This window comes from Atopobium sp. oral taxon 416 (assembly GCF_018128285.1).
Classification (GTDB): domain Bacteria; phylum Actinomycetota; class Coriobacteriia; order Coriobacteriales; family Atopobiaceae; genus Olsenella_L.
The window spans coordinates 1,555,802-1,581,039 of record NZ_CP072380.1 but is presented as its reverse complement, the minus strand read 5'-3'; the positions used below and the strand labels follow the sequence as shown (position 1 = coordinate 1,581,039).

Sequence of the window (25,238 nt, the reverse complement as noted above, 5' to 3'; positions counted from 1 at the left end):
ATCCGCAGGAGAGGGCACCACGATCGGGGAGCTTAAGATCCGCAAGGCCGAGCTTAAGGCCGAGATACGGTCGCCGGAGCTTAGGCTCAGATACCATGCAGGGCACAGGCGAGCTTTTGGGAAAAGGGAAGGGCGCCGCCTCGGAAAACGAGCTGACGAACAGGAAGAAGACGCTGCTAAGCGATAGCCTGCGTCCGAAGTGGAAGCTCTTTTGAGCTTCTGTTCGTACTCTTTCTGCCTAAGGCTGAGCTACCACTACCAAGCCGGCGCCATTGCAATGGGAGATCCGGATGCCAAGCTGCGTGAGAGCATCTGTGCCGTGTTCGATACCAATGATAGCGTGTATGGCAAAAGACGCATGAAGGACGAGCTCGTATCAGGGAGCGCACGGTAGCGCGCACCATGCGCGAGGAAGGCCTGGTGCCCCGCAGGATGCCCAAGAAGAAGTGCGGCTACAGCTCGTAGGAGGGTGAGATATCGGCGCATCCCGGAAATCTCGTGGGGTGCGACTTTACGGCAGGCCTTCCCAACTTCCTTGTGGCTCTCGGGCGTCACGCAGTTTGAGATACCTGCCGGCAAGCTCTGCCTGAGCCCTATCCTCGACTGCTTCGACAGCGCGATCGTGAGCTGGAGGCCCTTAAAGGTCTCCGAGCGCCGAGATAGCCAACTCCATGCCCAGAGCAGCGCTTACCACCACCAAGCAAGAGCGCGGGCATCTGGTGATCCACTCGGACTGTAGCTGCCACTAGCGCTGGCCAGAAGTGGCGAGCCATCTGCAGACAGGCGGGCATGACACGCTCCTAGTCGCGTAAGGGCTACAGCCCGGACAGCTTACGCATGGAGGGCATCTTCGGGACCATGAAGAACGATATATTCTATGGAAGGGGCTGTACGAACGCCACGCTGAATGAGCTGAAGGCAAAGATGGACGGACATATCGTCTGGCACAACGAGAAGTTCCAGAAGAGGTCGCTTGGGAGCATGGGCTCGCTCCAATACAGGCGCAGCCTGGGGCTTGCGGCTTAGGGAAGACAGGTATGGATTCCCGTTGCCACCCCCTTCTGAAAAGTTGCATTTGATATGAGAAATCACGGGCATTGATCAGCGTTTCCCTAACGCATTAGTTAGCCACGATGTTGACCAGACGCCCCGGAACGACGATGACCTTGTGGATCGTCTTTCCCTCGATATAGTGGGCAACTGCCTTCTTGGCAGTCTCCTCAACCACACCTTTGGAAGCATCCTTGGCGACCTGAGCATGGCCGCGAAGCTTACCCATAACCTGAACCGCGATCTCGATCGTGTCGCTCTGTGCCTGCTTCTCGTCGAGGGTTGGCCAGGGCTCGTTGTACACAGAACCGGTCTGCTGCAGTGCCTCATGCCAAAGCTCCTCTGACCAGTGCGGCGCAATCGGTGCCATCATCAGCACTATCGTGCGGGCAACTGTCAGGCACAGCGCATTGTTACGCTCTGCTGCCTTGGTAGCGTTCACGTACCTCGAAGCCGCGTTGACCAGCTCCATGATAGAGGAGATAGCGGTGTTGAACTGCGTGTGGTCAAACTCGTTGGTGCACTTGATGCCGAGGCGGTTGAGCTCCTGGTTGAGGACCTTCTCCTGTTTGTCCAAGGTATCCGGATTTACAGTACCTGGGTTTGCGGTATCGCGCTGGTCACACAGCAGCCACACGATTCTCCAGGCACGCTTGAGGAAGCGGTTGCAGCCTGCCACGGCATCCTCATCCCAGCTGAAGTCCTTCTCAGGTGGGGCGATAAAGAGGATTGCGAGGCGCATCGTGTCAGCACCGTACGGATCGACCACGCTCGAAGGCGGTACGACATTGCCCTTAGACTTGGACATCGTCTCGCCATTGGAGTCCTTAACCATGCCTTGGCACAGCAGATTCGTGAACGGCTCATCGAAATCGACAAGACCCATATCGCGCAGAACCTTGGTCCAGAAACGTGAGTAGAGCAGGTGCAGAATCGCGTGTTCAATGCCACCGATATAGTTATCGACCGGCATCCAGCGCTGGACTTTCTTCTTGTCGAATGGCTCCTTGTCGTTGTGTGGATCGCAGTAGCGCAGGAAATACCAGCTGGAATCCGTGAAGGTATCCATCGTATCGGTGATGCGCTTCGCGGGATGCCCACACTTGGGACAGGTCGTCTCGTAGAATTCCTTGCACTCAGCCAGGGTATCGCCTGCACCCAGGTTCAGGTTCTCCGGGAGCTTCACCGGAAGCTGATCCTCCGGGACCGGCACATCACCGCAGTGGTCGCAGTGGATCATCGGGATCGGGTTGCCCCAGTAGCGCTGACGACTGATCAGCCAGTCACGCAGGCGGTATTGGACCTTTGCGCGTCCGCAGTGGTGATCTTCGAGCCACTTGGTGACGGCCTTGACCGCCTCAGAGCGCTTGCCGCCCTTCATGCCGGTGAACTCACCGGATTGCACGAGATAGCCCTCTGCCGCCATTGCCTGATCCCAATCGACGTCAGTGACCTTCATCTCCTTCTGATCCTTCAGCTGGTCGTAGAGCTTATCGTTCTTCTGCAGGATGATCGGAGGAATCGGCAGATGGTACTTGCGGGCAAAGTCGAAGTCACGCTGGTCGCCGCAGGGTACGCCCATAACCGCGCCGGTGCCGTAGTCGAGCAGGACGTAGTCCGCCACCCAGATGGGGACATTGGTGCCGGTGACCGGGTTCTGCGTGTAGCGGCCGGTAAAGACGCCGTGCTTCTCACGGTTGGTGCCCTGACGGTCGACAGAGGAAACCTGCTCAGTCGCCTTTCTCAACTTCTGATAGTCCTCCTCGTACAGGGTCCCTTTGACAAGCTCGAGCGCAAAGTCACTCTCCGGCGGCAGTACCATGAAGCTGACACCGAACAGGGTATCCGCACGGGTTGTGTAAACCGTAATCTTACGGTCAGTTGGGGTCTTCCCATCTTTGTCAATCAGGGTGAAATCGATCTCTGCACCTTCAGAGCGGCCGATCCAGTTTCTCTGCTGTGCTTTGACGTTCTCAGGCCAACCTTTGAGCTTGTCCAGATCGTCCAAGAGCTCCTGTGCATAGTCAGTGATCTTCAGGTACCACTGGCTCAGATTGTGCTTCTCGGGGATGGAGCCGCAGCGCCAGCACCGGCCGTCGACGACCTGCTCGTTTGCAAGGACGGTCTTGCAGTGGGGGCACCAGTTCACCGGGGAGGTCTTACGGTAGGCAAGCCCGCGCTTCCACATCTCGATGAACATCCACTGACCCCACTTGTAGTACTCAGGGTCGCAGGTGTTGAACATGCGGTTGTAGTCATAACTGAAGCCCATGCGATGCATCGTTGTTACCGCATTGTGGATGTTCTCATAGGTCCACTTGGCCGCCTGGGTGTGGTGCTTGATTGCGGCGTTCTCCGCTGGCAGGCCGAAGGCATCAAAGCCCATCGGATGCAGGACATCGTAGCCGCGCATACGGGCCTGGCGTGCCATTGCATCGCCGATCGAATAGTTGCGGGCATGGCCCATGTGCAGGTCGCCGGAGGGATATGGGAACATCTCGAGGACATACTTCTTCGGTTTGTTCGGATCGGTGTCCGTCTTGTAGAGCTGTTCGTTGTCCCAGATCTTCTGCCACTTTTCTTCGATCTTGCGGGCATCGTAGACAGGAATGTTTTCCTCGGGTGTATCGTGAGAGGTATCGGCCATCTCGTTCCTCCTTTTATAGACATAAAAGCAGCCCCACAAACCGTGGGGCTTGCTTCAAAGATCTCGTTTACTTGTCAGCGACATACTTCTATGAGCGGAAGTTCACATCGTGGTCTTGATCTTTGAGCACAACGTCGTGAGCGCCACCTTCGACGAGCGAGGTTGCACTGACTAAGGTTAGTTTAGCCTTATCGCGTAGCTCTTTGAGATCGAGCGCGCCGCAGTTGCACATCGTGGCGCGAACTTTCAACAAAGACGCCTCAACGTTTTCCTTCAACGGTCCTGCATATGGGACATAGGAGTCGACGCCCTCAACGAATGAGAGCTTCTTCTCGCCGCCGAGGTCGTAGCGCTGCCAGTTGCGGGCACGCGCAGAACCCTCGCCCCAGTACTCCTTCATGTAGGAACCATTCACGTTGACACGGCGGGTCGGGGACTCGTCGAAGCGGGCAAAGTAGCGACCGAGCATCATGAAGTCAGCACCCATCGCAAGCGCCAACGCCATGTGGTAGTCGTAGACGATGCCGCCGTCGGAGCACACCGGCACGTAGACGCCGGTCTCCTTGTAGTACTGGTCACGCGCCTCGCATACATCGATCAAGGCTGATGCCTGGCCACGACCGATGCCCTTTTGCTCACGGGTGATGCAGATGGAGCCGCCGCCGATGCCGACCTTTACGAAGTCCGCGCCGCAGTCTGCGAGGAACCTAAAGCCATCTGCGTCGACGACGTTGCCGGCACCGACCTTCACAGAGTCACCGTAGTGCTTGCGGATCCACTCAAGGGTGAGCTTTTGCCACTCACTGAAGCCCTCAGAGGAGTCGATGCACAGACAGTCTGCCCCGGCATTCACGAGCACCGGAACGCGCTCTGCGTAGTCACGGGTATTGATGCCAGCACCGACCATGTAGCGCTTCTGAGGATCAAGGAGCTCGTCAGGGTTAGATTTGTGGGAGTCATAGTCCTTACGGAAGACCAGGGAGACCAGATGCTGGCTCTCATCGACGATTGGGAGCTGGTTCAGCTTGTGCTCCCAGATGCTATCGTTGGCGGTCTTCAAGGTTGTGTCCTGCGACGCCACGATCATCTGATCGAACGGTGTCATGAACTCATGGACCTTCTTGGAACGGTCGTCACGGGACGGACGGTAGTCACGGGAGGTCACGATACCCAGGAGCTTGCCGTGCGGGGTGCCATCCTCGGTCACCGGCATGCAGGAGTGGCCGGTCTTCTTTTTCAAATCCATCACCTGCTGCAGCGTCATGTCCGGGGTGAGCGTGGAGTCAGACTCAACGAAGCCTGCCTTGTAACTCTTGACCTGAGTGACCATCGCCGCCTCGGCCTCAACGCTCTGGGAGCCGTAGATAAAGCTCATGCCGCCCTGCTGGGCCAATGCAATGGCCAGACGGGGACCCGAGACGGATTGCATAATTGCGGATACCATGGGGATATTGAGCGTGAGCGCAGGTTCCTCGCCCCTCTTGAATTTCACCAGCGGTGTCTTCAGCGAGACATTGTCGGGAATGCACTTCGAAGAAGAGTAGCTTGGTATCAGCAGATACTCAGAAAACGTATGGGATTCGCCCGGGAAAAACGTCGCCATGTAGTTTTGGTCCCCAATCTTTGTTGTTTGAGCCTATATCGGTTGGAATAGATCGTGGCGCCTCGAGCCGACGCCTCAAAGGAAACGGTTCGCGAAGCTAACCTTCATTCATAACATCCTGGAAACTGACGGAGATATCATGTTTCGTCGGCACCCACTCGACCTTCTTGAAGAGGGCTACCACGGTAATGGGGATGTAGCTTATCATAAAGATCGGGAAGGTGAAGAAGTTCGTGAAGATCCTCCACCGGCGGTCCTTACGGCAGTGGATGTGCTTGCGTTCGGAGACTGTCGTGATGATTGCAAGGATAAAGAAGACCACATACATCGATCCGAACGTCATGATCAGCGACCCGGCGCACATCAAAAGCTCACCCTGCGTCGCTAAGAAACCGTGTGACAGTCCTCCGACAATGAGATAAGTCAGGTTCACGAAGGCGGAGACAAGCGTCAGGATCATGCCCGGCGCGATTGTCATCATCATGTCATACGCGGCGAACTGCTTTCTGTGGATGCCGTGCATCAGATCGCGCACATAGCTGAAGAAGACTTGGTAGAAGCCTTTCGTCCAGCGCATACGCTGAATCCAGGAAGCCTTGAAGGTCACCGGCTGCTCGTCGAAGAACTCCGCCGGCGCATAGCCGATCTGGATGTTGTTCGACGCGCAGAAGGTGGAGAACTGAATGTCCTCGGTGAGCAGGTGGAAATCCCAGCCGTGCATGCCTTCGACGATCGAGCGGGATACCAACCAGCCGGAACCGGAGATTGCGGCGCTCGTACCGAGCATCATACGGACATTATTCAAAAACTTTGCCTCACGCAGAAACCAGGTCGTATAGGCGGAACTGACCCAGGAAGAGTCGAAGTTCTTCGAGTTGCGGTAGCTCGTGAGTACCAGATAGCCCTGGTCAAACCCATCGTTCATGATCGAGGTATAGTTCGGGGAGACGATGTTGTCCGCATCGAATACGAAAAAGCCGTCGTACTTGTCCCCGGTCTCATTGAGGATGCGGTTAAAGGCGTAATCCAAGACCCAGCTCTTGCCTTTACGGACCAGGTCGTTGCGCTCCCAAGTGATAGCCCCGGCATCGATTGCTTCTCTGTAGGTGTTGTCAGTACAGGCATCCGCCACCACGTAGACATCCATTTTATCTTGGGGATAGTCTTGACTAAGAATCGAGTGCACGAGATTTCCGATGACGGGCTCCTCATTGTGCGCCGCGATCACGTAGGCAAAGGTGTGCTGTTTTTTGGCTTTCGGGAGTGTCACGTTCCCGTGCCGCAGTCCATAGAAGAGATAGACTCCCTGATAGAAATAGCAAATGGTGTAGAAGAGGAAAATGATCACGTTGAAGATGACGATTGGCGTTAAGCCTACTCTCATGAAATACACTGATATTTCCCCTCTCGCGATTCTGCCTTTCGGCTGCGTGAAACGCTCAATGCACCCTTAATCGCGGAATGATCTCCTCGCCGCGTCGGGTCCTTCCCATTGAGGTGCATTTCAATGATTCTAATACATCCAACAGATCTTGGGGCAACCGATCAGCTAACTCTATAGTTTGTCCCGTGACAGGGTGGTCGAACTTGATGTACCAGGAGTGAAGAAACTGCCTTGTCAGCCCCAGGTTGACCGCCTCAGACCCGTGCCCGTAGAGCGGATCTCCCACGACCGGATGCCCGATGTAGCACATGTGCACTCTGATCTGATGGGTCCTGCCGGTGTAGAGGTGACACTCAAGCAGCGAATATCCTTCATCGCGTGGCCCTGCCTCAAAGCGTTCCAGCGTCGTGAAGGTCGTAATCGCCTGCCGTGCACTCGGAGCCTCACTCACTGCCATCTTCAGCCGGTCACGTTTTGAACGGGTGATGCCGGTCTGGATAGTCCCGGAGTTGGGTGCCACGTAGCCCTGTACCAACGTCACATAGCGTCGGTCAAGCACGCGCAGCCGTATCAAATCTTGAAGCGCTTTCTGTGTCGCATCATCTTTGGCAGCGACCATGAGGCCGGAGGTATCTTTATCGAGCCGGTGGACGATGCCGGGCCGGTCCTCCCCCTGCAGCTTCCCCAGGTGGTCATAGCCACAGTGCTCCACAAGCGCATTGGCGAGGGTGTCATTGGTGTGGCCGGGCGCAGGATGGCAGACGAGCCCCGCCTGTTTGGAGAGCACAATCAGATACTGGTCTTCAAAGCGGATATCGAGTGGGATGTTCGGATTGGCCGCCAACGGTCCGGCTCCTTCGTCCTTCACAATCAGGCGAGCTTGAATCCGGTCTCCCAAGGCGACGCGTTCGCTCTTACTGTCAGCTAAGGTGTCGTTGATCGTGACATTTCCATGCTCAATCAGGTAGGCGCAGGCACTGCGGGAAGGCATCTCCTCCCGGGCGGCTAAGAAAGTATCTAGGCGCTGCCGATCGCCTTGAGGTCCCACCAGATATGAAACTACCTTAGTCTGCATTGTCGCCCTCGCCTGCAAATATACAGATCAATGTTGCGATCACTCCCACCGTAACAAATATGTCCGCAACATTAAACACCGGGAACTTCATGAAGACTATCGCAAAGAAGTCCGTAACGGAGCCCTGATAGATCCGGTCGAGCATGTTGGAGAAACCGCCACCTGTGACCGCGGCAAGCGAGATGGCCAAGGGGACTTCGAGGTTGCTGCGTACAATCCACACGAGCGCCACGATACACACTGCCAGGGCGACCGCTACAAAGACCCAGCCGCTCCCCTCTCCGAAAGAGAAGGCGGCGCCGGTATTCTCGACGCGCTGGAGCCTGATGATCCCCGGGATTAGCGGAGCGGTGTCACCTACGCGGGGCAGCTGGGCGCGGATCCATACCTTTGCAAGCTGGTCAGCTATCACAATCGCGACCGCGATGACACAGAACAGCGCTACACGCTTCCCCCGCTTGAGCGTTGCCACCATCTTCTGCCTCCCTTTTCTCAAAATAAGCGGCCATGCCACCAGACACGGCCGCTTTGATCATCTTAAACGCTGTGTCAGACGTGAATCCATCTACGCCTGACCCTGCTGTACTTTCTCGACCGCCTCATGGCAGCGTGGGCACAGCCCGTCCTCGCCGAGCTCACGGTAGTTCCAGCAGCGCGGGCAGCGCTCACCGTGCGCAGGCAGGACGTCGCAGGAAAGCTCGTCGCCCTGCTTCAAGGTGGCCTCAGAGCACACGAAGGGCTCCGCCAGATCGCAGCCGTGCTCACCGTTCAAGAGCTCAAAGAGCTCCTTCGGAGCGGTCAGCTCTGCACGGGAAGCCTGGGTGGTCTTTTCCGGAATCGTACCTGCTTCCTGAGCCTTCTCGTAGGCCTTGGTGAAGGTGTTGCGGGCCTCGCTGAGTGCCTCGTAGGTGGGTAGCAAGCTCTCGTACTGCTCTTTGGCCATCGGATTGTTGAACCAATCGAATAGCGCAGCATATTCCTGGTCGTCCCTACAGCATGCTGGCATGTACGCCGTCATCTCGTCGGTCGTATAAACTAGGATCGGTTGGAAGTCATGCACGAGCATACTCAAGAGGTACGCCCAGGTGGTCTGCGCGCTTCTGCGCTCTAGAGAATCCTTTGAGCCGCAGTACATACGGTCCTTCGTGGCATTCAGATAGCCGTTGGAGAGCTCCGTCACAAACTCGTAGAGGTAGCGATATACCACATTGAAGCGGTAGTTCTGGTACGCCTCGTCCACCTTATCGTGCACCTCGCACATGTGGGCCAGGGTCAGCTTGTCATACGCTGTGAGCTGGTCGAGCGGGAGGCCATCGATATCCATATCGAACTGGCCGTCGAGCTCACCCAACAGGAAGCGGAAGGTGTTTCTGATCTTGCGGTAGGCGTCGCCCACGTGGTCCAGGATCTGATCGTCGCAGGGGACGTCGGTCGAGGTATCGACTGAGGCGACCCACAGGCGGATGATGTCCGCACCGCGGCTCTTGCAGACCTCGTTCGGGTCAATTACGTTCCCTAAGGACTTAGACATCTTGCGCCCCTTGCCATCCATCGTGAAGCCCTGGGTTACCACGGACTTATACGGTGCCACGCCGTAGGCGCCCACAGAGGTCATAAGGGAGCTCATAAACCAACCACGGTGCTGATCTGACCCCTCGAGGTACATATCCGCGGGGAACTTCAAATATGGGCGATGCTTGCACACGGCGGTATGCGAGACGCCGGAGTCCCACCAGACGTCGAAAATGTCGGAGTTGGCCTTCAGGTTGTGGCCGCCACACTTCGGGCAGACGCAGACGTCGCCGAGATATTCCTTCGGATCGTCGGTGAACCAAGCGTCGGAGCCCTTCTTCTTGAAGAGCTCGATTACCTTGTCGAGAGTGTCGTCGTTAATTACAGTTTCACCGCAGTCCTGGCAGGTGAAGGCCGGGATGGGCACGCCCCACTTACGCTGACGGGAGATGCACCAATCCGGTCTATCCTGCACCATTGCGGTGATGCGTTTGACGGAGTGCGTGGGGTAGAACTCGACGTTCTTGAGCGCCTCCAAGGCCTGCTTGCGCAGTCCGGTGTCATCCATCGAGACAAACCACTGATCGGTTGCGCGGAAGATGACCGGCTTCTTGCATCTCCAGCAGTGTGGATAGCTGTGCGTGATGTCCTCGTGCAGGATCAATGTACCGCGCTTGTCGAGCCACTCGATGATCTTCGGGTTCGCAGCATTGACTTCCATACCGGAGAAAGGGCCGCCGGTACCTAAGGCCGTGCCCTTGTAGAACACACCGTCGTCGTCGACCGGCATCACGACCGGGATATTGAAGCGCATGCCAGCATTGTAGTCGTCGACACCGTGACCAGGCGCGGAGTGGACGATACCGGTGCCGTCTTCAAGCGTAACGTAATCCGCATAGATGAACTCGCCCTCGACACCCTGATCCGCGAAGATCGGCTGTAAGTACTTGTTGTGGACGAGCTCCTTGCCGGTGGCTCTCCAAACCTCGCCGTCAGGGGTCCTCGCGAGCGTGTAGTCGGCGTAGCCGAACTTCTCGGTGCACTTCTGATAGAGCGCCTCCGCCATGATCTCGGTACGTCCGTCGACGACGACCGCCACGTAGTTCGCCTTCGGGTGTAGGATGACGCAGTCGTCTGCCGGCAGGGTCCACGGCGTTGTGGTCCAGATGTCGACCCACAGGTTGTCCTTATAGGCTTCCAGCCCCTTTGGTACGGTGGTCATCTTAAAGCGGACAAAGATTGCGGGTGAAACCTCGTCGCTGTATTCGATCTCCGCCTCAGCGAGTGCGGTATGGCAGTGGGTGCACCAGTGCACCGGCTTGCGGCCGCGGTAGATAGCGCCCTTGTCGTAAATCCTCTTGAAGATCTCCACATCGGTTGCGTCGTAGTTGTGCGTATAGGTGAGGTACGGTTTGTCCCACATCGCCAACACGCCCAGGCGCTTGAAACCCTGACGCTGCGTGTCGACCTGCTCGACTGCCATCTCACGGCAGATCTCACGGATCTTCTCAGTGGAGAGGGAGTTGAACTTGTCGGTTCCGAGCTGCTCCTCGACTTTGTGCTCGATCGGCTGGCCGTGGCAGTCCCAACCCGGGACGTACGGGGTTTGCTTGCCCTTCATTGACCAGTAACGGTTGATGATGTCCTTGGAGATCTTGTTCTGTGCGTGACCCAGATGGATCGGGCCGTTCGCGTACGGAGGCCCGTCGTGCAGCACGAACTTGTCGTGCCCTTCATTTTTCTTGAGGAGCTGACCAAAGACGTCATTGGCTTCCCAATCTTTGAGGCGCTTTGGCTCTCTCTGTGCGAGCCTTGCGCGCATCGGAAATTTGGTATGGGGCAAATTCATGGTTTTTCCGAACTTGTTTGCCATCCCTGACCTCGCTTTCACACTCAATGCCTACTCATTCGATCCGGGATGCACCATAAAAAATGCGCCCCGTCCCTCTTGCTGGGACAAGGCACACACAATAAGCCCTGTTCAACCACCCAGCGAGCGGAATTCCGCCTTACTCGGCTGGCCTATCACGGTGGCCATCCCGTCGAGGCTTACTTAAATCTGTATGTTTGTTCAGCCCGAAGCTCTAGAGTGATCTTCCGCCGCACGGATCCGCCACAGGCTCTCACCGTCCCTGCTCGCTCAGTGCGTCCGGTACGCGACGTACTTGTCTCCTTCATCGCTGCTGTGGCTTATCCTAGCACGCCGCACCAGGTCAGGACAACTCACAACCAGGTCTTAACAAACAACAAACGAGACGAATGCTAGGCTTTTATAAGGACACTTCCGATTCAATGGTAAGCAGTACAGTTTATTCTGTGGCTGTACTGCTTTTCCACGCCATAATGTTATATTTGACTTGTCAAAAGAGCCGATATGATTATCGATAATCTCTATCTCCTGCAAGCGCTTTCCACTGCTCACTGTATCTTTTCCAGAAATCAAAAAATGCTACCAGAGAGGAGAGTGTGTATGGAAGGAACAACCGCAGAACAGAATCATCTCAAGAAAATGCTTATGGGCTGGATAATCATTCTTTTAATGTATCTTCTTATTGGGGTGATCTTTATTACGTTTGGCTTTTTGAACACCACTATATTGGGAGTTTGTTTATCGGTTATTCCGTATCTTGCATGTGCAGTATATCTCATTATGTCGCCAGAAAGATATAGTGGAATCTTCTACGTTTCAGCATTGATCATCCCTTGCTGTATTGAAAAAGTTTTATTAAAAGGGCTGAAGACCATGCATACGGAAGGAAAGTTGGCCCTGCTATTAAATCAGTACCTTTCATTTTATAATGGGGTATATATCATGGTCAGCGTCGGCATCAGTATTCTTTTAGTCATCATTGTGATGGCTGCCAAAAAGAAAAAGTTTTAGACTCCTCACTCACCCTTGTGGGTGAGTGAATTGGCTGAAGTCGTGAGACAGAATCCTTGGCTTTTGCAGTGGCACCTCTGTAGGCCTATTCAGCCTCGGCTATGCCGCTCATGTACCATTCTTCCGACATGTCGTAGCTAAGCGTATGGTAGATTCGCCTGCTGTTGTAGAACTCAACGAACTTTGCGATGGTATCCCTAAGCTCTGGCAGGCGTGCTGTATTTTGTCTGCCTTTAGGCATTCGCTCTTGAGGGTCTGAAACCATCTCTCTACCAAAGCGTTGTCCTTCTATCTCACCCTTTCGTCCATGCTCTGGGATATCCCTTTGGATGCGAGCAGAAAGACGTACTCCTTAGAGCCAAAAGCACTCCCCTGCTCGAAGTTCATGGTAAAGGGTGTTCCCATGCTCCCTGAAAGCCTGCTTGGCGCGTGTAGCGATCTCCTGTGCTCTGCATGGTGTCAAAGAGCCTTCCAGCAGACGATGTAGCGGCTAAACCAGTCGATGAGCGAGCTTAAGATACAAGGTGCTTCCCTTCGATCTGGACATAGGCGGATGTCGGCGGACCACACCTGGTTGGGGAACAGGATGCCTTGCCCTTCAAGAGATAGGGGAACCTTCTGGATGCCCAGGAGGGTACCGGAGGAGACGGCAGCGTACAGCATGGGCTGGATGCCTGCAAGCTCCATCAGCCTTAAGACACCCTGTAGCGGGTGGCATGTGCCTCTCCTTGCTTTCGCAGCATCCTCTATATCTTCCTTGCCCCATAGGGCGGGGCAGTCGATGTGTATGGCATCGATCAGTGCGGGGAAGCCTCTCGTCCTCGCCCAACCAGATCTGCCCATCCTCCATAGACCCCTCTGCGGGACCTCTGGCGATGTCGCCGCTATGCTATGGCCCTGCTCATGCCCAAAAGCTTACCTGCAGCTGCCTTACGCCTTGGAGCTATATGCGTTGTCGTCGCAAAACTGCTAGAGGAAGTCGCACTTAACGCTAAAGCTGCCCGATCGTCTCGAGGGCATCGTCATACCTTCGCCTGCTCCTTGCTTGCGCACTCCGTTCTTGCCTTGCCGAATATGTCGTCGGAGCCCGCCAGCAGCTCGTCTTTTCAGCTGGCCGCTAGCGACGGACTCTCGCCGTGCTTCGCTGCTACCGGGGAGAGCGTCTCCTGCTCCTTTTCGACCTCAAGCGCCACCTTCATCTTGAACTGCGGGCTGTAGGTCTTCCTTGTCATCTTTGACATTGCCACTCTTACAATCCGTGTCTTCCAGACACATCTTCGCAAGGTTTAGATGGACGGTCAAATCCGTATCTCAAAACCGACAGCCACATTACACCACCGCTTAAGGACTCTGTGTGTATTTCCTCCATTCACAGAACGCCCCTGCATGGGTCTATAGTTGCAGTGTGAAAATAGACTCAACATCTTTTATAAAGTCTGATGAGCAAAGAAAAGACCACTCATGCAAGAAATCCAAAAAGCGGACAAGCGCTACCTGGAGCTGCTCTCAGAGAAGTTCCCCACTGCACAGACCGCCTTCACTGAAATCATCAACCTCGAAGCGATCCTCAACCTGCCAAAGGCTACCGAGCACTACGTCAGCGACATCCACGGCGAATACGAGGCCTTCGAGCACATCCTGAACAACTGCTCCGGCGTCATCCGCGAACGCGTCAGGAAGACCTTCGCGATGGAGCTCACCCGTGAGGAGCAGCAGGACCTCTGCACCCTCATCTACTATCCGACCGAAAAGCTGCGCCGCCTCCATGATGCTGGCAAGACGACCTCAGAGTGGTATGCGATCACCCTGACCCGCCTGGTACGCTTAGCCCGCTACCTCTCCGGCAACTACACCCGCTCAAAGGTCAGGAAGGCGATACCTGTCGCCTACGCCTACATTATCGACGAGCTTCTGCATTACACCCCTGAAGAGCGCAAATCTCGGCAGACCTATCACCAGTCGATCATCAAATCCATCATCGATACCGGCTCCGCTGATGACTTTATCAGTTCCCTCTCCGCTCTGATCAAGCGTCTGGCAGTGGACCGCCTCCACGTCGTAGGCGACATCTACGACCGCGGCCCCCACGCCGATCGCATCATTGAGCGCCTCATGCACTACCACCGTGTCGATATCCAATGGGGCAACCATGATATTCTCTGGATGGGGGCAGCCTGCGGCTCCCCGGTCTGCTTAGCGGCGATCATCCGCAATAACATCCACTATGACTCACTGGAGATTGTGGAGAACTCCTATGGAATCTCCCTGCGTGAGCTGGCCCTCTTTGCGGAGCGCACCTATAAGGAGGGTGAGAAGCTTACACCCTTTGAGAAAGCCATCTCGGTCATCATGTTCAAGCTGGAAGGCCAGACGATCCTGCGTCACCCTAACTGGCAGATGGACGGTCGTCTGCTGTTGGATAAGATGGATCTGAAGAAGGGCACCGTGACAATCCAGGGCAAGGAGTACGAGCTCAGAACCACCGACTTTCCCACCGTGGACCCCATGCAGCCCTATGAGCTCACCGACGAGGAGTCTCATGTGATGGACAACCTCGTGGAGGCTGCCCGCAACTCCGAGCGTCTACAGCGCGACATCGGCTTCCTCTACGACCATGGCTCGATGTATCTGGTCCACAACAGAAACGTGCTCTTCCACGCCTGTCTGCCCATGAAGAAGGACGGAAGCTTCAACCCGGTGCGCCACCAGGACAAGCTCCTGGCGGGCAAAGAGTACTTCGACTACGCGGAGCGTGTTGCGCGCACCGCTTGGCACACCCACGACCAGATCTCACTCGACTGGATGTGGTACCTGTGGTGTGGGCGTTTCTCGCCCCTCTCCGGCCGTGAGGTCAGGACCTTTGAGCGTACCTACGTGCTTGACAAGTCCACCTGGAAAGAACCACGCGACCCCTACTTCAGCCTGATCGACAACCCTGAGATCGCCGACAAAGTGCTGAGGGAATTCGGCCTCACCGATCCCCACTCCCACATTATCAACGGCCACACCCCGGTCCACGCAAGCTCCGGGGAAAGCCCGATCCGTGCCGGAGGCAAAGTCCTCGTTATCGACGGTGGCTTCTGCCGCGCTTACCACAGCAAGACCGGCATCGCAGGCTACACCCTGATTGCGGAGGCGACCGGCATGCGCATCAAGGCACACCGTCCTTTTACCAGCATTAAAGACGTCTTGGATTTGAACGAGGACATCGTCTCAGACAATGACAAGTTCGAATACGAGGAAAAGCCGCTGCTGATCAAGGACACCGATACCGGAACAGAGCTGCGACAACAGATTGCTGATCTACGGGCGCTTTTGGACGCCTATAGGACCGGCGTGATCGTGGAGCATCCCACAAACTAGCGGTGGTACCTGATCACGCGAACAATTCTCTGTACACTCTATATGGAGTGTTGGCAGGCTGTTTTGAAAAATAGCCTGTCTGTAGTGTATGCCTATGGGGTAGGCTTAAGGCATAGGCTTTAGTATAACTACATCTCCACATATGTTAACGAGGGAGAACAATATGGAAGACAACGATAAGAGGCCGCGGCAATCGGTGATCTTATATCTGATCATCGCAATTGCGCTCCTGTTTGCCCTGAATTCCTACATTCACCCGGCAGGCTATCAGGAGACCCAAAGCGTCAGCTATTCACAGTTCCTGAATATGGTGGACGACAACCAGGTCTCAAAGGCGCAGATCGATACCTCAAACAATGAGATCACGTTTGTCGGCAAAAACAACATCACCTATCAGGCTACAGCATTCCCAGACGACTCTACCTTGGTGCAGCGCCTGCAGGACCACAACGTGGATATGTCCGCCAGCATTCCGAATGAGAATTCGAATCTGATGACGTACATGCTGCTGAGCTACATCATCCCACTCGCCCTCATCTTCTTCTTCGGCTGGCTCTTGAATCGACGGCTGCGCAAATCGATGGGCGACACGATGGACCTTAGCGGCTCGGGGGGCTTCGGCGGTGGAAACCTTTCGCGCTCCTCTGCGCGTGAGGTCAAAGGCCAAGAGGTCCACACCACCTTCAAGGACGTCGCCGGCCAGGATGAGGCGAAGGAATCCCTGCAGGAGATCGTCGACTTCCTGCGCCACCCACAGAAGTACGCCGCGATCGGAGCACGCTGCCCGCGTGGTGCGCTGCTCGTAGGCCCTCCGGGAACCGGTAAAACCTTGCTCGCCCGCGCTGTCGCTGGCGAGGCAGGCGTCACCTTCTTCCAGATCTCCGGCTCTGAGTTCGTCGAGATGTTCGTCGGCCGCGGCGCTGCAAGGGTGCGTGACCTCTTCAAAGAGGCCAAAAAGAAGGCCCCCTGCATCGTCTTTATCGATGAGATCGATGCAATCGGCAAACGCCGTGACAGCTCCATCAACTCCAACGATGAGCGCGAGCAGACATTGAACCAGCTGCTTTCCGAGATGGATGGCTTTGATAACCAAAAGGGCATCGTCGTTTTGGCCGCCACCAACCGCCCGGAGATCCTGGACCCGGCACTGCTTCGCCCAGGCCGTTTCGACCGCAGAATCCACGTCGAGCTGCCGGACCTCGCCGGCCGTAAGGCAATCCTCAAGCTCCATGCAAACGACGTGAAGATGGAGCCGGGCATCGACCTCGGCGTTATCGCTCGTTCCACCCCAGGTGCCTCCGGCGCTGACCTCGCTAACATCATCAACGAGGCAGCCCTGCGTGCCGTTCGTATAGGTCGCAGCCGCGTCTCTCAGGACGATATCCAAGAGTCCGTCGATGTGGTTATCGCCGGCGAAAAGCGGAAGAGCACCGTCCTCTCCGAACACGAGAAACAGGTCGTTTCCTACCATGAGGTCGGCCACGCAATCGTCGGCGCTGTGCAGCGTAAGGACGCTCCGGTCGAGAAGATCACGATCGTACCGCGTACCTCTGGTGCCTTGGGCTTCACGATGCAGGTTGACCAAGGCGAGCACTACCTGATGACCCGTAAGGAAATGGAGGAGCAGATCGCAGTGCTCTGCGGTGGCCGTGCGGCGGAGGAGCTCATCTTCCACGATATGACCAACGGCGCCTCCAACGATATTGAGAAGGCGACCCAGATCGCTCGCGCCATGGTCACCCAGTACGGTATGACCAACGATCTCGGCATGGTCCAACTTGGCCGTCAGACCAACCGCTACCTTGGCGGCGGCGAAGAGTTGGTCTGCTCTGAGGGAACACAGGAGAAGGTCGACGAGCTCGTGCAGAAGATCGTCGAGCAGGGCCATCAGAGCGCCCTCAAGACGCTGCAGGAGAACCGCTTCAAGCTCCATGAAATTGCGCGCTACCTACAGAAGAAGGAGACCATCACAGGCAAGGAGTTCATGGCTATGTTCACCCGCGACGATGGCTTCGCTCCGAAGAGCGTGGCAGCGGCCAATCCACAGTCATAAAGTCAGGTACAACCTACGAACGTTTGACAAGCCCCTTCGTACGAAGGGGCTTGTTTTGCATCTATTGGCACAGTTCCCAGAAGGTGACCGCGCTGCTCGCCGCGACATTGAGTGAATCGACCCCGTGCTCCATCGGGATCTCAACGAGGTAGTCAGAGGCCTTCAGGATCTCTTGTGAGAGCCCGAAGCGCTCGTTCCCGAAGAAAATTGCTTCTCGCTTGTGCTGTTTCAGCTGAGGATCCCTGAGTGAGATCGCTGAGTCACTCAGCGCCATGCTCACCAGTGTGACGTCATCCGTTTTGAGCTCCTTGATCAGTCCCTGGGGGTAGTTATCGCCTGCCCGTGCCCAAGGCACCTGAAACACGGTACCTACTGACACACGGATTGATCGTCGGTTGAGCGGGTCTGCACAAGTCGGCGCTACAATGATCCCGTCGATCCCCAGAGCTGCCGCACTGCGGAAGAGAGCCCCCACGTTTGAGACATCAACCAGGTTGTCCATCACAGCGAGGCGTATGTTCCCCAGTTTGTCTGTAACTTTATCCAGGAGCTGTGTGATGTTCAAAGGTTCCGGTCTCCTCATCGCACTCAGCACCCCACGGTAGAGCTTATAACCACATACCTGCTCTGAGGTACCTTCTGACAACACCAGAACATCTACATCCTTTGGCCACACAGCCAGCAGGTCCTGAATGCCCTCAAGGCGCTGCTCTTCTACAAGTAACGACAAGGGCTGTACACCCTCTGCGAGCGCTACCCTGATCGCAACCTCAGATTCGCAGATGCAGATGCCCCTCTCAGACTCCAGCGCATTGCGGAGCTGATGGTCGGTGAGCTTGAGATAGGGATTCAGCCGTTGATCCGTCAGATCGGTCATCCTAACCAATGCCATAAATCCCTTATCTCTGTTCTCAGTTCCATCTCTCATAGCCTAGCATTGCCGGCAGTCCTCGAATAGCGCCTGCTGACAATCGGATATCTTGAGGAAGAAGTATTCGTCGTCGGGATATCCCTAGCCTGCCCTCCGGGAGCGTCTTGATCATCTGGTTGGTGCCTTCGACCCTGTCGCTGCTGATATAGCGGCGGGCAGGGGCGGCAATCCCTTTCTAGCGAAGTGCCTGTCTTGCGTGTCGAGGCAGACCTCCACGATCCGCTCCATCGCTGCACGCATGTCCTGCTCCCGCGTGCACAAGTAGGCCTCAAAGAGCATCTCATCGGCGATTGTCGCAGGCGGAGGGCAGCTCATTTTTTGGATATGAGGCCCTTGGGAGTCGCCCTTCTGCACAACCTCCTCCCTGCCGAAGGGGCGCTTCCCCTGGAGACGAGCCTGCCCTCGAGGGCGTCACGCTCTTCTCTGTCCCTGGTGTCCGCGCAGGACATGAGGATGTACTTGGAGTGCTTGAGGGCCCTGGCAGCCTCGCCGTCGCCCTCGTCCCTTAAGCCTTGCCTGCTCGTCCTTTCTGACATCCGAGATCACCTTCTCATTGAAGTTCTTCACGAGGTGGAAGTACTCGTAGACGATGTGCGGGCATCTCTTAAGGGAGGCGCGCTCGAAGTCGGCGTTCATGTCGCAGGTTATGGCCTCCACATGCAAACATCCACTCCTTGCTGGCGTGGTCGCAGAAGGCATAGACAACCTCCTTTCCCTTCGAATGGACAAGCCACAGCACATGTCCCATCTTAAGGTCGATGATCACAATGGCGCAGCAGTGCCCGCCGTGCAGTTTGAACGTATCTGCGCCCAGATACCTTCCCTGCCGCTCGGGCTTCCTCGTCTGCTGCCCTGCCACAGTCCGTCCCCCTCGAGAGGAACTCGCGGATGAGGCCGTCGGTGTTCTCCACGGTCAGCTTCTGCCATAGGTGGTGCGGCTCGCAGAAGAAGAACTGCACGCCCCCAAGGCTTTCGTGACCTTCACCATGCCTTGCGAACTGCTTGCCCCGCTCGGGGGGGTGATTGTCTTAAGAGGGCGGCCCAGCGAAAGTTCGAGCTTCAAGACATCGACGCTGTCGTGGTGGCATCTTCTCGCGGCGAGGAGCCTGGACGCTCTGCCTGCAAGCGCAAGCAGGCATACAGGCCCTGCTGCCACGAGCGTATCGTCTGCCCAGCCGCCAAGGTACGAGCCTACATCTGCCTGCTTGGGCCTATCCTTTACGCTGTGTGAGATCTCGACCTTGCCTTTGGTCTTAGGCCTCTTGCTGCGTACCCTCTTCCCCTTCCTGCGCAGATGGCGGCACATCTGGCCCGCGCAGGCGCTAAAGCGTTTGTGCCGTGCGGTCCTAGCGATCTTGTGGCAGCCGCTGGATCTGTCTTCGCCGATCTTGTGTGCGATGCATCCGATAGAGTATCCCTTCTGCCACACAGCTTGGCTATGCAGTCCCTCTCCTGTGGGCTTGAGATGCTTATAGTGGCACATTCCTTCCAGCTTTCGACGTTGATTGAGACAACCAACATCGTAGCCTTCCAGAGTGCACCACGTCTCTGTAGAGCGAGACTATCCTGTTGCACTCGAAATGCTAATCCGCCACCATAAAAAACTGCCACACGAAGCAACAGGTTTTGATGAAATAAATTTGAAAAGTTTTCGCCTTACACGAGTTGCTCTGCGATCTGTACCGCGTTGGTTGCAGCACCCTTGCGGATCTGATCGCCGCAGCAGAAGAAGGTGAGCGCGTTAACCCCGTCCGGGGCGGAGATATCCTTACGGATACGGCCCACATAAACGAGATCCTGATCGGAAGTGTCAAGCGGCATCGGGTACTCAAGCTTGGCAGGGCTGTCCACTACCTTGACACCGGGAGCATGGCTCAGTGCCTCACGCGCGTGTTCCGGGGTGATCGGACGCTCAAACTCACAGGTGATGGACTCAGAGTGGGAGCGCATCACCGGTACACGTACGCAGGTGCAGTTGATGCGGACCTTCGGCAGATGCATGATCTTGCTGCCCTCATTCTGCATTTTCCACTCCTCGGAGGTGTAGTCCTCCTCTTTGAAGCTTCCAATCTGTGGGATCAGGTTCTCAGCCAGCTGATATTGGAAGGGAGCGGTATCCCCGACCGGCTGATTATTCGCGATCGCCTTCGTCTCACGCTCCAGCTCACACAAGCCGGGCATACCGGCGCCGGAGGCGGACTGATAGGTGGAGACGATCATGCGCGTCAATCCTGCGACCTGATGCAGTGGATAGGTCGGCACCAGGCCGATGATCGTAGCGCAGTTAGGGTTGGCGATAATATTACGGGGGTGATTTTGGATGTCCTGCGGATTGATCTCAGGGATCACAAGCGGGACATCTTCATCAAGCCTAAAAGCATGTGAGTTGTCGACACAGATCGCGCCTTGCTCAGCCGCTTTGGGAAGGAATTCCTTAGCGATACCGTCACTGGCAGCGCCCAGGACGATATCTACGCCCTTGAACGCCTCAGGGGTGGCCTCCTGGACCGTCACGGTCTCACCCTTGAATGTCAGTTTCTTGCCTGCTGAACGCGCCGAGGCGAGCGGAATCAGCTCGGATATCGGGAAGTTGCGCTCCTCTAGACACTGTATCATCTGGGTGCCGACCACGCCGGTGGCCCCTAGAATCGCTACTTTTTTATCGCTCATCGCTTGCCTCATCTTCCACCAGTTCGTTTGCAAATGCGTTGTAGATCGTGCGGATCGCATTCTCGAAGTCGCTATCGTCCACACCGACGATAATGGAGATCTCCTCGGAGTTCTGCATGATCAGACGGATGTTGATCCCCGCTCTGCCGAGGGCGGTAAAGATTCTACCTGAGGTACCGACATGGCGGGAGATGTTACGGCCCACAATCGAGACAAGCGCGAACTTGTCGACAACTTTGACCTCGTCCGGCTGTACCTCATCCTGGATGTCGCCCACGATATCGTAGAGGCAGTCATGCACGTCAGAGGCATGGACCACGATGCCAAAGGAGTCGATGCCGGTCGGGATGTGCTCGACCGAGACGCCGTAGAGCTCAAAGATCGAGAGGACTTTTCGCACGGTGCCCACCGCGGTGGACATGTGGTTCTTCTTCACGTTGACGGAAAGGAAGTTCTTCTTGCCGGCAATGCCGGTGATCAAGTGCTCCATCGAGGCGTTCATCGGATCGTCGGAGATGATGGTGCCCGGGGCAAAGGGATCGTTTGTATTCTTGATTACGATCGGGATGCCCACTTCACGCACCGGGAAGATCGACTCTTCGTGCAACACGGAGGCTCCCATATAGGAGAGCTCACGCATCTCGTCGAAGGTGATGCGCAGGATCGGACGTGGATTGTCCACGATACGCGGATCCGCAGAGAGGAAGCCGGAGACGTCGGTCCAGTTCTCATAGAGGTCGACGCCGATGGCACGAGCCACCAGGGATCCTGTAATGTCACCGCCGCCGCGGTCAAAGAGGCGGATCTCCTTGTCCGGCGTCGCACCGTAGAAGCCCGGAAGCAGGAAGGGGCCGGTCTTCTTTGCTAGCTCGTGAATATTGTGCAAAGTTTTAGTCTTGCTCACGGTACCGGAGCGGTGAAAGCGGATGACCTCCGCTGCATCGACAAAGGACAGGCCCAAATACTCCGCGAGGAGCTGTCCTGTGAAGTACTCACCACGCGAGACGATATATTCGGGGGAATAGTTCTTGATATTGTTCTCGAACTCGTTGAATTTCTCCTCGATGGGGTACTTAAGGTTGAGCTCGTGGGCGATCGAGACGAAGCGCTGCTTCACATCCTCGAGCAGCGGGATCTCGTCCACGTGGTACTGCAGGTGTGCACAGACCAGATAGAGCAGGTCTGTGATCTTATTGTCTGCAGGGTTACGCCTGCCGGCCGCAGAGACCACGATAAACTTGCGTGCCGGGTCGGACTGGACGATCTGCTTGACTTTCTTGAATTGCTCGGCATCTGCAACGCTTGAGCCACCGAACTTAGCGACTTTAATCACTGACCGAAACCTCCTTGGATACCGCCACCATAAGCGCTTTGGGATCGCCGACAAGCAGCTGGTCGAGCACCTCACGCGCCTGGACGGACGTCAGGTTCTTAAGGACGTGGTATCCCTCGAGGTAGGGCTTGGCCTCTTTCGGGAGCTTGCTCGTGGTCCTGACCAGATAGTCCTGCGTCAGCAGGCTCGAGTCATAGGTCTTATCATCTGAAAGTTTGTACTCCGGCTTGACGCCTGCCTGGTAGTCCAACAGGTCTTGCACCATCGCATTGCCAGTCGGCAGGCTGCCGGCGCCCTGGCCATAGAACTTTAGGGTGTCGATCGTCTCACCGTGCAACGTCGCCAAGTTGAAGTTGGAGGGTACATCCGCCTCAAGCGAGTGCAGTGGCACGACGGTCGGCTCGACGGAGACCGCGTAGCGTCCGTCTTTTTGCACGCCGCGGCCCAAGAGCTTCACGACGAGACCACGGCTCTCCAGGAAGGTAAGGTCCGCGATGTGAACGTTGCGGATGCCCATAACCGGGAGATCCTTGGTGCAGGCCACATCGAAGGCCACGGAGGCGGAGATGATGACTTTGTTCTTAACGTCGATGCCGTCGATATCCGCAGTGGGATCGCGCTCCGCGTATCCCAGCTTCTGGGCCTCTTTGAGGGCCACGTCAAAATCAACGGCATCTTTGCGCATGTTGTCAATAATAAAGTTTGTGGTGCCGTTCAGGATGCCGGAGAAGGAGTCGATCGTGTCGATACGCTTCGCCTTCTGGATCCCGGCGATCCAAGGCATGCCGCCACCGGAGGTCGCTTCAATAAAGAGCTGTGCTTGGTGTGCCTTCGCGTGCTCCACAAATTCTGCAAAATAGGCGGCCACCACAGCCTTGTTGGACGTGACGACAGCTTTGCCTGCATCAAGCGCCGCCTCAATATAGGTGTGCGCCGGTTCGAGGCCACCCATCGCCTCGACGACGACCTCGATGGAGCTGTCACTTACGATATCGTCGAAGTTGGAGGTCATCCGCTCATCCGTCAAACGGCCCGGTAGCTCGAGGATTCTCTTAACCGTCAACGACGGCACATGTTTTTCGATGATCTCTTCAACGCCACGGCCTACGGTGCCGTGTCCCAGCAAAGCGATGTTCATCATGTCCATCCAATCTTTTTCATTTGTGTGACGTGACTCACAGCTCTTGTGTATTCCCGCTATCATGTACCTCACAGGTACTGATGCCTACCAAGTGAGGAAACACGATAATGAGAACGTTCTACCACAGTACGCGTTCGTCTGCGACAACTGTAACAAGTAAGCAAGCTATACTGCAAGGTTTAGCTCCAGATGGAGGGCTTTTTGTCACCGATGCCGTCGATCAGATGGAGCTTGACTATAAATCTCTACTCTCCAAAAACTATCAGGATCAGGCATGCGTCGTGCTCTCGACGCTCCTCGGTGATTATACCGACGAGGAAATCGGCCGCTGCGTCAAAAAAGCCTACTCCAACCAGTTCGACAATCCTGACATCACGCCGGTCACAAAAATCGGCGATGACTGGCTGCTCGAGCTCTTCCACGGTCCCACCTGTGCCTTCAAAGACATCGCGCTGCAGATGCTGCCGCAGCTGATGAGTGTGGCACGCGGTGAGAGCGAAGACTCCGTGATGATCGTAACCGCAACTTCCGGCGACACCGGCAAGGCTGCGTTGGAAGGCTTTGCGGACGTGCCAGGCTGCGGCGTTACGGTCTTCTACCCCGCTGGCAAGGTCTCGGATATCCAGCACCTACAGATGGTGTGCCAGAAGGGCAGCAACGTCGCGGTCTGCGGTGTGCGTGGTACCTTCGATGACACCCAAACCGGCGTCAAGGAGATCTTCTCCGACCCTGAGCTCAACGCACGGTTGGCTCAACGCCATATCAAACTGTCCAGCGCTAACTCAATCAATATCGGCCGCCTGGTCCCGCAGGTCACCTACTACTTCTTCGTCTACTCCAAGCTCGTGGAGCGTGAAGCGATCAAGGCAGGCGACAAGGTGGACTTCTGTGTCCCGACGGGCAATTTCGGCGATGTGTTGGCGGGCTATCTGGCTAAGAAGCTCGACCTCCCCATCCGCCATTTGATCGTCGCCTCCAATGCGAACAACGTTCTGACTAATTTTATCACCACCGGCCGCTATGACCGCCGCCGTCCGTTTATCAAGACGATCTCCCCCTCGATGGATATCCTGGTCTCCTCCAACCTGGAGCGCCTGCTCTACTACGAATCCGATGGGGATGCAGACTACGTCGCTTCCCTCATGCAGCAGCTCAACGACGAGGGCTACTACGAGGTCACCAAATCTGTCAAAGAGCGGATCCAGAAGACCTTCCTGGCAGGCTATGCGGACGATGCTGTCACCAAGAAAACGATCAAAGAGACCTTTGAAAATGAAGGTCGCCTGGTCGATCCGCATACCGCTGTCGCGAAGACCGTCCTTGACAGTATCGAGTCCGACGGCGTGCAGCGCGTCTGTCTCTCAACGGCGAGCCCCTTCAAGTTCTCTGCCGACGTACTCTCCGCGCTCGGCAAAGACACCGCAGGCAAAGACGGCTTTGAATGCATGGATGAGCTGGCAAAGCTTGCCGGCCTTGCCGCACCCAAGCAGCTCTCAGAGCTCAGAAGCGCTCCGCAACTGCACAAGGATGTGGAAGATCTCGACCAGATGCCAGCGTTCGTGGAGAACTCCTGCACGCGTATCTTCAGATAGAAA

Annotated in this window: 22 protein-coding genes; 6 read left to right on the top strand and 16 right to left on the bottom strand. The window is 56.1% G+C overall.

What is annotated here, in order from left to right:
* Window positions 1–469 precede the first annotated feature (469 nt).
* Both J4859_RS08370 and J4859_RS08365 read left to right on the top strand, forming a co-directional pair.
* Window positions 470–739 (top strand): hypothetical protein, encoded by a 270-nt coding sequence (locus tag J4859_RS08370; RefSeq protein ID WP_212328965.1) that lies wholly within the window; start codon window positions 470–472, stop codon window positions 737–739.
* A gap of 98 nt (window positions 740–837) precedes the next feature.
* Complete coding sequence (locus J4859_RS08365) at window positions 838–1,026, top strand: IS3 family transposase (protein WP_256436695.1); 189 nt, start codon at window positions 838–840, stop codon at window positions 1,024–1,026.
* A gap of 94 nt (window positions 1,027–1,120) precedes the next feature.
* Here J4859_RS08365 and leuS read toward each other — a convergent pair whose 3' ends face one another.
* The 6 genes from leuS to ileS form a co-directional block, all read right to left on the bottom strand.
* On the bottom strand, window positions 1,121–3,697 hold the full coding sequence (leuS, locus tag J4859_RS08360) for a leucine--tRNA ligase (protein ID WP_212328961.1): 2,577 nt from the start codon (window positions 3,695–3,697) through the stop codon (window positions 1,121–1,123).
* An 88-nt stretch (window positions 3,698–3,785) separates the two neighbouring features.
* On the bottom strand, window positions 3,786–5,300 hold the full coding sequence (locus tag J4859_RS08355) for an IMP dehydrogenase (RefSeq protein WP_212328959.1): 1,515 nt from the start codon (window positions 5,298–5,300) through the stop codon (window positions 3,786–3,788).
* Window positions 5,301–5,397: 97 nt separating this feature from the next.
* Window positions 5,398–6,684, bottom strand: coding sequence for a glycosyltransferase family 2 protein (locus tag J4859_RS08350; RefSeq protein ID WP_212335224.1), 1,287 nt, complete (start codon window positions 6,682–6,684; stop codon window positions 5,398–5,400).
* A 55-nt stretch (window positions 6,685–6,739) separates the two neighbouring features.
* On the bottom strand, window positions 6,740–7,759 hold the full coding sequence (locus tag J4859_RS08345) for an RluA family pseudouridine synthase (protein ID WP_212328957.1): 1,020 nt from the start codon (window positions 7,757–7,759) through the stop codon (window positions 6,740–6,742).
* Entirely contained in the window at window positions 7,749–8,234 is a 486-nt protein-coding gene (gene lspA / locus J4859_RS08340) for a signal peptidase II (RefSeq protein WP_212328954.1), read from the bottom strand. Before lspA ends, J4859_RS08345 begins: the two co-directional genes overlap by 11 nt.
* A 90-nt stretch (window positions 8,235–8,324) precedes the next feature.
* A complete protein-coding gene (ileS, locus tag J4859_RS08335; protein ID WP_212328952.1) occupies window positions 8,325–11,144 on the bottom strand; it encodes an isoleucine--tRNA ligase in 2,820 nt (939 codons plus the stop codon).
* 501 nt (window positions 11,145–11,645) lie between these two features.
* On the opposite strand from ileS, the gene J4859_RS08330 reads away from it, so the two are divergent.
* Window positions 11,646–12,152, top strand: a complete 507-nt coding sequence (locus tag J4859_RS08330) for a hypothetical protein (protein WP_212328914.1) — start codon at window positions 11,646–11,648, stop codon at window positions 12,150–12,152.
* 85 nt (window positions 12,153–12,237) lie between these two features.
* Here the strand turns inward: J4859_RS08330 and J4859_RS08325 are convergent, their stop codons facing one another.
* From J4859_RS08325 to J4859_RS16925, 3 genes are all read right to left on the bottom strand, one after another.
* Window positions 12,238–12,393: a hypothetical protein gene (locus tag J4859_RS08325; protein WP_212328913.1), complete on the bottom strand. Its 156-nt coding sequence runs from the start codon at window positions 12,391–12,393 to the stop codon at window positions 12,238–12,240.
* A 218-nt stretch (window positions 12,394–12,611) separates the two neighbouring features.
* Entirely contained in the window at window positions 12,612–12,815 is a 204-nt protein-coding gene (locus tag J4859_RS08320; RefSeq protein WP_212328911.1) for a hypothetical protein, read from the bottom strand.
* A gap of 443 nt (window positions 12,816–13,258) precedes the next feature.
* On the bottom strand, window positions 13,259–13,393 hold the full coding sequence (locus J4859_RS16925; protein WP_256436694.1) for a hypothetical protein: 135 nt from the start codon (window positions 13,391–13,393) through the stop codon (window positions 13,259–13,261).
* Window positions 13,394–13,613: 220 nt separating this feature from the next.
* Here J4859_RS16925 and J4859_RS08315 point away from each other — a divergent pair, with 220 nt between their 5' ends.
* On the top strand, window positions 13,614–15,515 hold the full coding sequence (locus tag J4859_RS08315) for a fructose-1,6-bisphosphatase (RefSeq protein WP_212328909.1): 1,902 nt from the start codon (window positions 13,614–13,616) through the stop codon (window positions 15,513–15,515).
* Window positions 15,516–15,678: 163 nt separating this feature from the next.
* Window positions 15,679–17,568 (top strand): ATP-dependent zinc metalloprotease FtsH, encoded by a 1,890-nt coding sequence (ftsH, locus tag J4859_RS08310; protein WP_212328907.1) that lies wholly within the window; start codon window positions 15,679–15,681, stop codon window positions 17,566–17,568.
* Between the two features lie 61 nt (window positions 17,569–17,629).
* Here ftsH and J4859_RS08305 read toward each other — a convergent pair whose 3' ends face one another.
* The 7 genes from J4859_RS08305 to J4859_RS08275 all read right to left on the bottom strand — a co-directional run bounded on the left by J4859_RS08305 (window position 17,630) and on the right by J4859_RS08275 (window position 23,706).
* A complete protein-coding gene (locus tag J4859_RS08305; RefSeq protein ID WP_212328904.1) occupies window positions 17,630–18,460 on the bottom strand; it encodes an RNA methyltransferase in 831 nt (276 codons plus the stop codon).
* 450 nt (window positions 18,461–18,910) lie between these two features.
* Window positions 18,911–19,135, bottom strand: coding sequence for a hypothetical protein (locus J4859_RS08300; RefSeq protein WP_212328902.1), 225 nt, complete (start codon window positions 19,133–19,135; stop codon window positions 18,911–18,913).
* On the bottom strand, window positions 19,104–19,358 hold the full coding sequence (locus tag J4859_RS08295) for a hypothetical protein (RefSeq protein ID WP_212328900.1): 255 nt from the start codon (window positions 19,356–19,358) through the stop codon (window positions 19,104–19,106). Before J4859_RS08295 ends, J4859_RS08300 begins: the two co-directional genes overlap by 32 nt.
* A 54-nt stretch (window positions 19,359–19,412) precedes the next feature.
* On the bottom strand, window positions 19,413–19,982 hold the full coding sequence (locus J4859_RS08290) for a hypothetical protein (RefSeq protein WP_212328898.1): 570 nt from the start codon (window positions 19,980–19,982) through the stop codon (window positions 19,413–19,415).
* A gap of 173 nt (window positions 19,983–20,155) precedes the next feature.
* The gene (locus J4859_RS08285; RefSeq protein WP_212328896.1) at window positions 20,156–21,169 is read right to left on the bottom strand and encodes an aspartate-semialdehyde dehydrogenase; all 1,014 of its coding nucleotides are present in this window, start codon (window positions 21,167–21,169) and stop codon (window positions 20,156–20,158) included.
* Window positions 21,159–22,502 carry an aspartate kinase gene (locus tag J4859_RS08280; protein ID WP_212328881.1) on the bottom strand — a complete coding sequence of 448 codons (1,344 nt, stop codon included), beginning with the start codon at window positions 22,500–22,502 and terminating at the stop codon, window positions 21,159–21,161. Before J4859_RS08280 ends, J4859_RS08285 begins: the two co-directional genes overlap by 11 nt.
* Entirely contained in the window at window positions 22,495–23,706 is a 1,212-nt protein-coding gene (locus J4859_RS08275; RefSeq protein ID WP_249113567.1) for a homoserine dehydrogenase, read from the bottom strand. The genes J4859_RS08280 and J4859_RS08275 overlap by 8 nt, the downstream gene beginning before the upstream one ends.
* A gap of 44 nt (window positions 23,707–23,750) precedes the next feature.
* Between J4859_RS08275 and thrC the strand changes: the two genes are divergently transcribed.
* Window positions 23,751–25,235 carry a threonine synthase gene (thrC, locus tag J4859_RS08270; RefSeq protein WP_212328878.1) on the top strand — a complete coding sequence of 495 codons (1,485 nt, stop codon included), beginning with the start codon at window positions 23,751–23,753 and terminating at the stop codon, window positions 25,233–25,235.
* Window positions 25,236–25,238 lie beyond the last annotated feature (3 nt).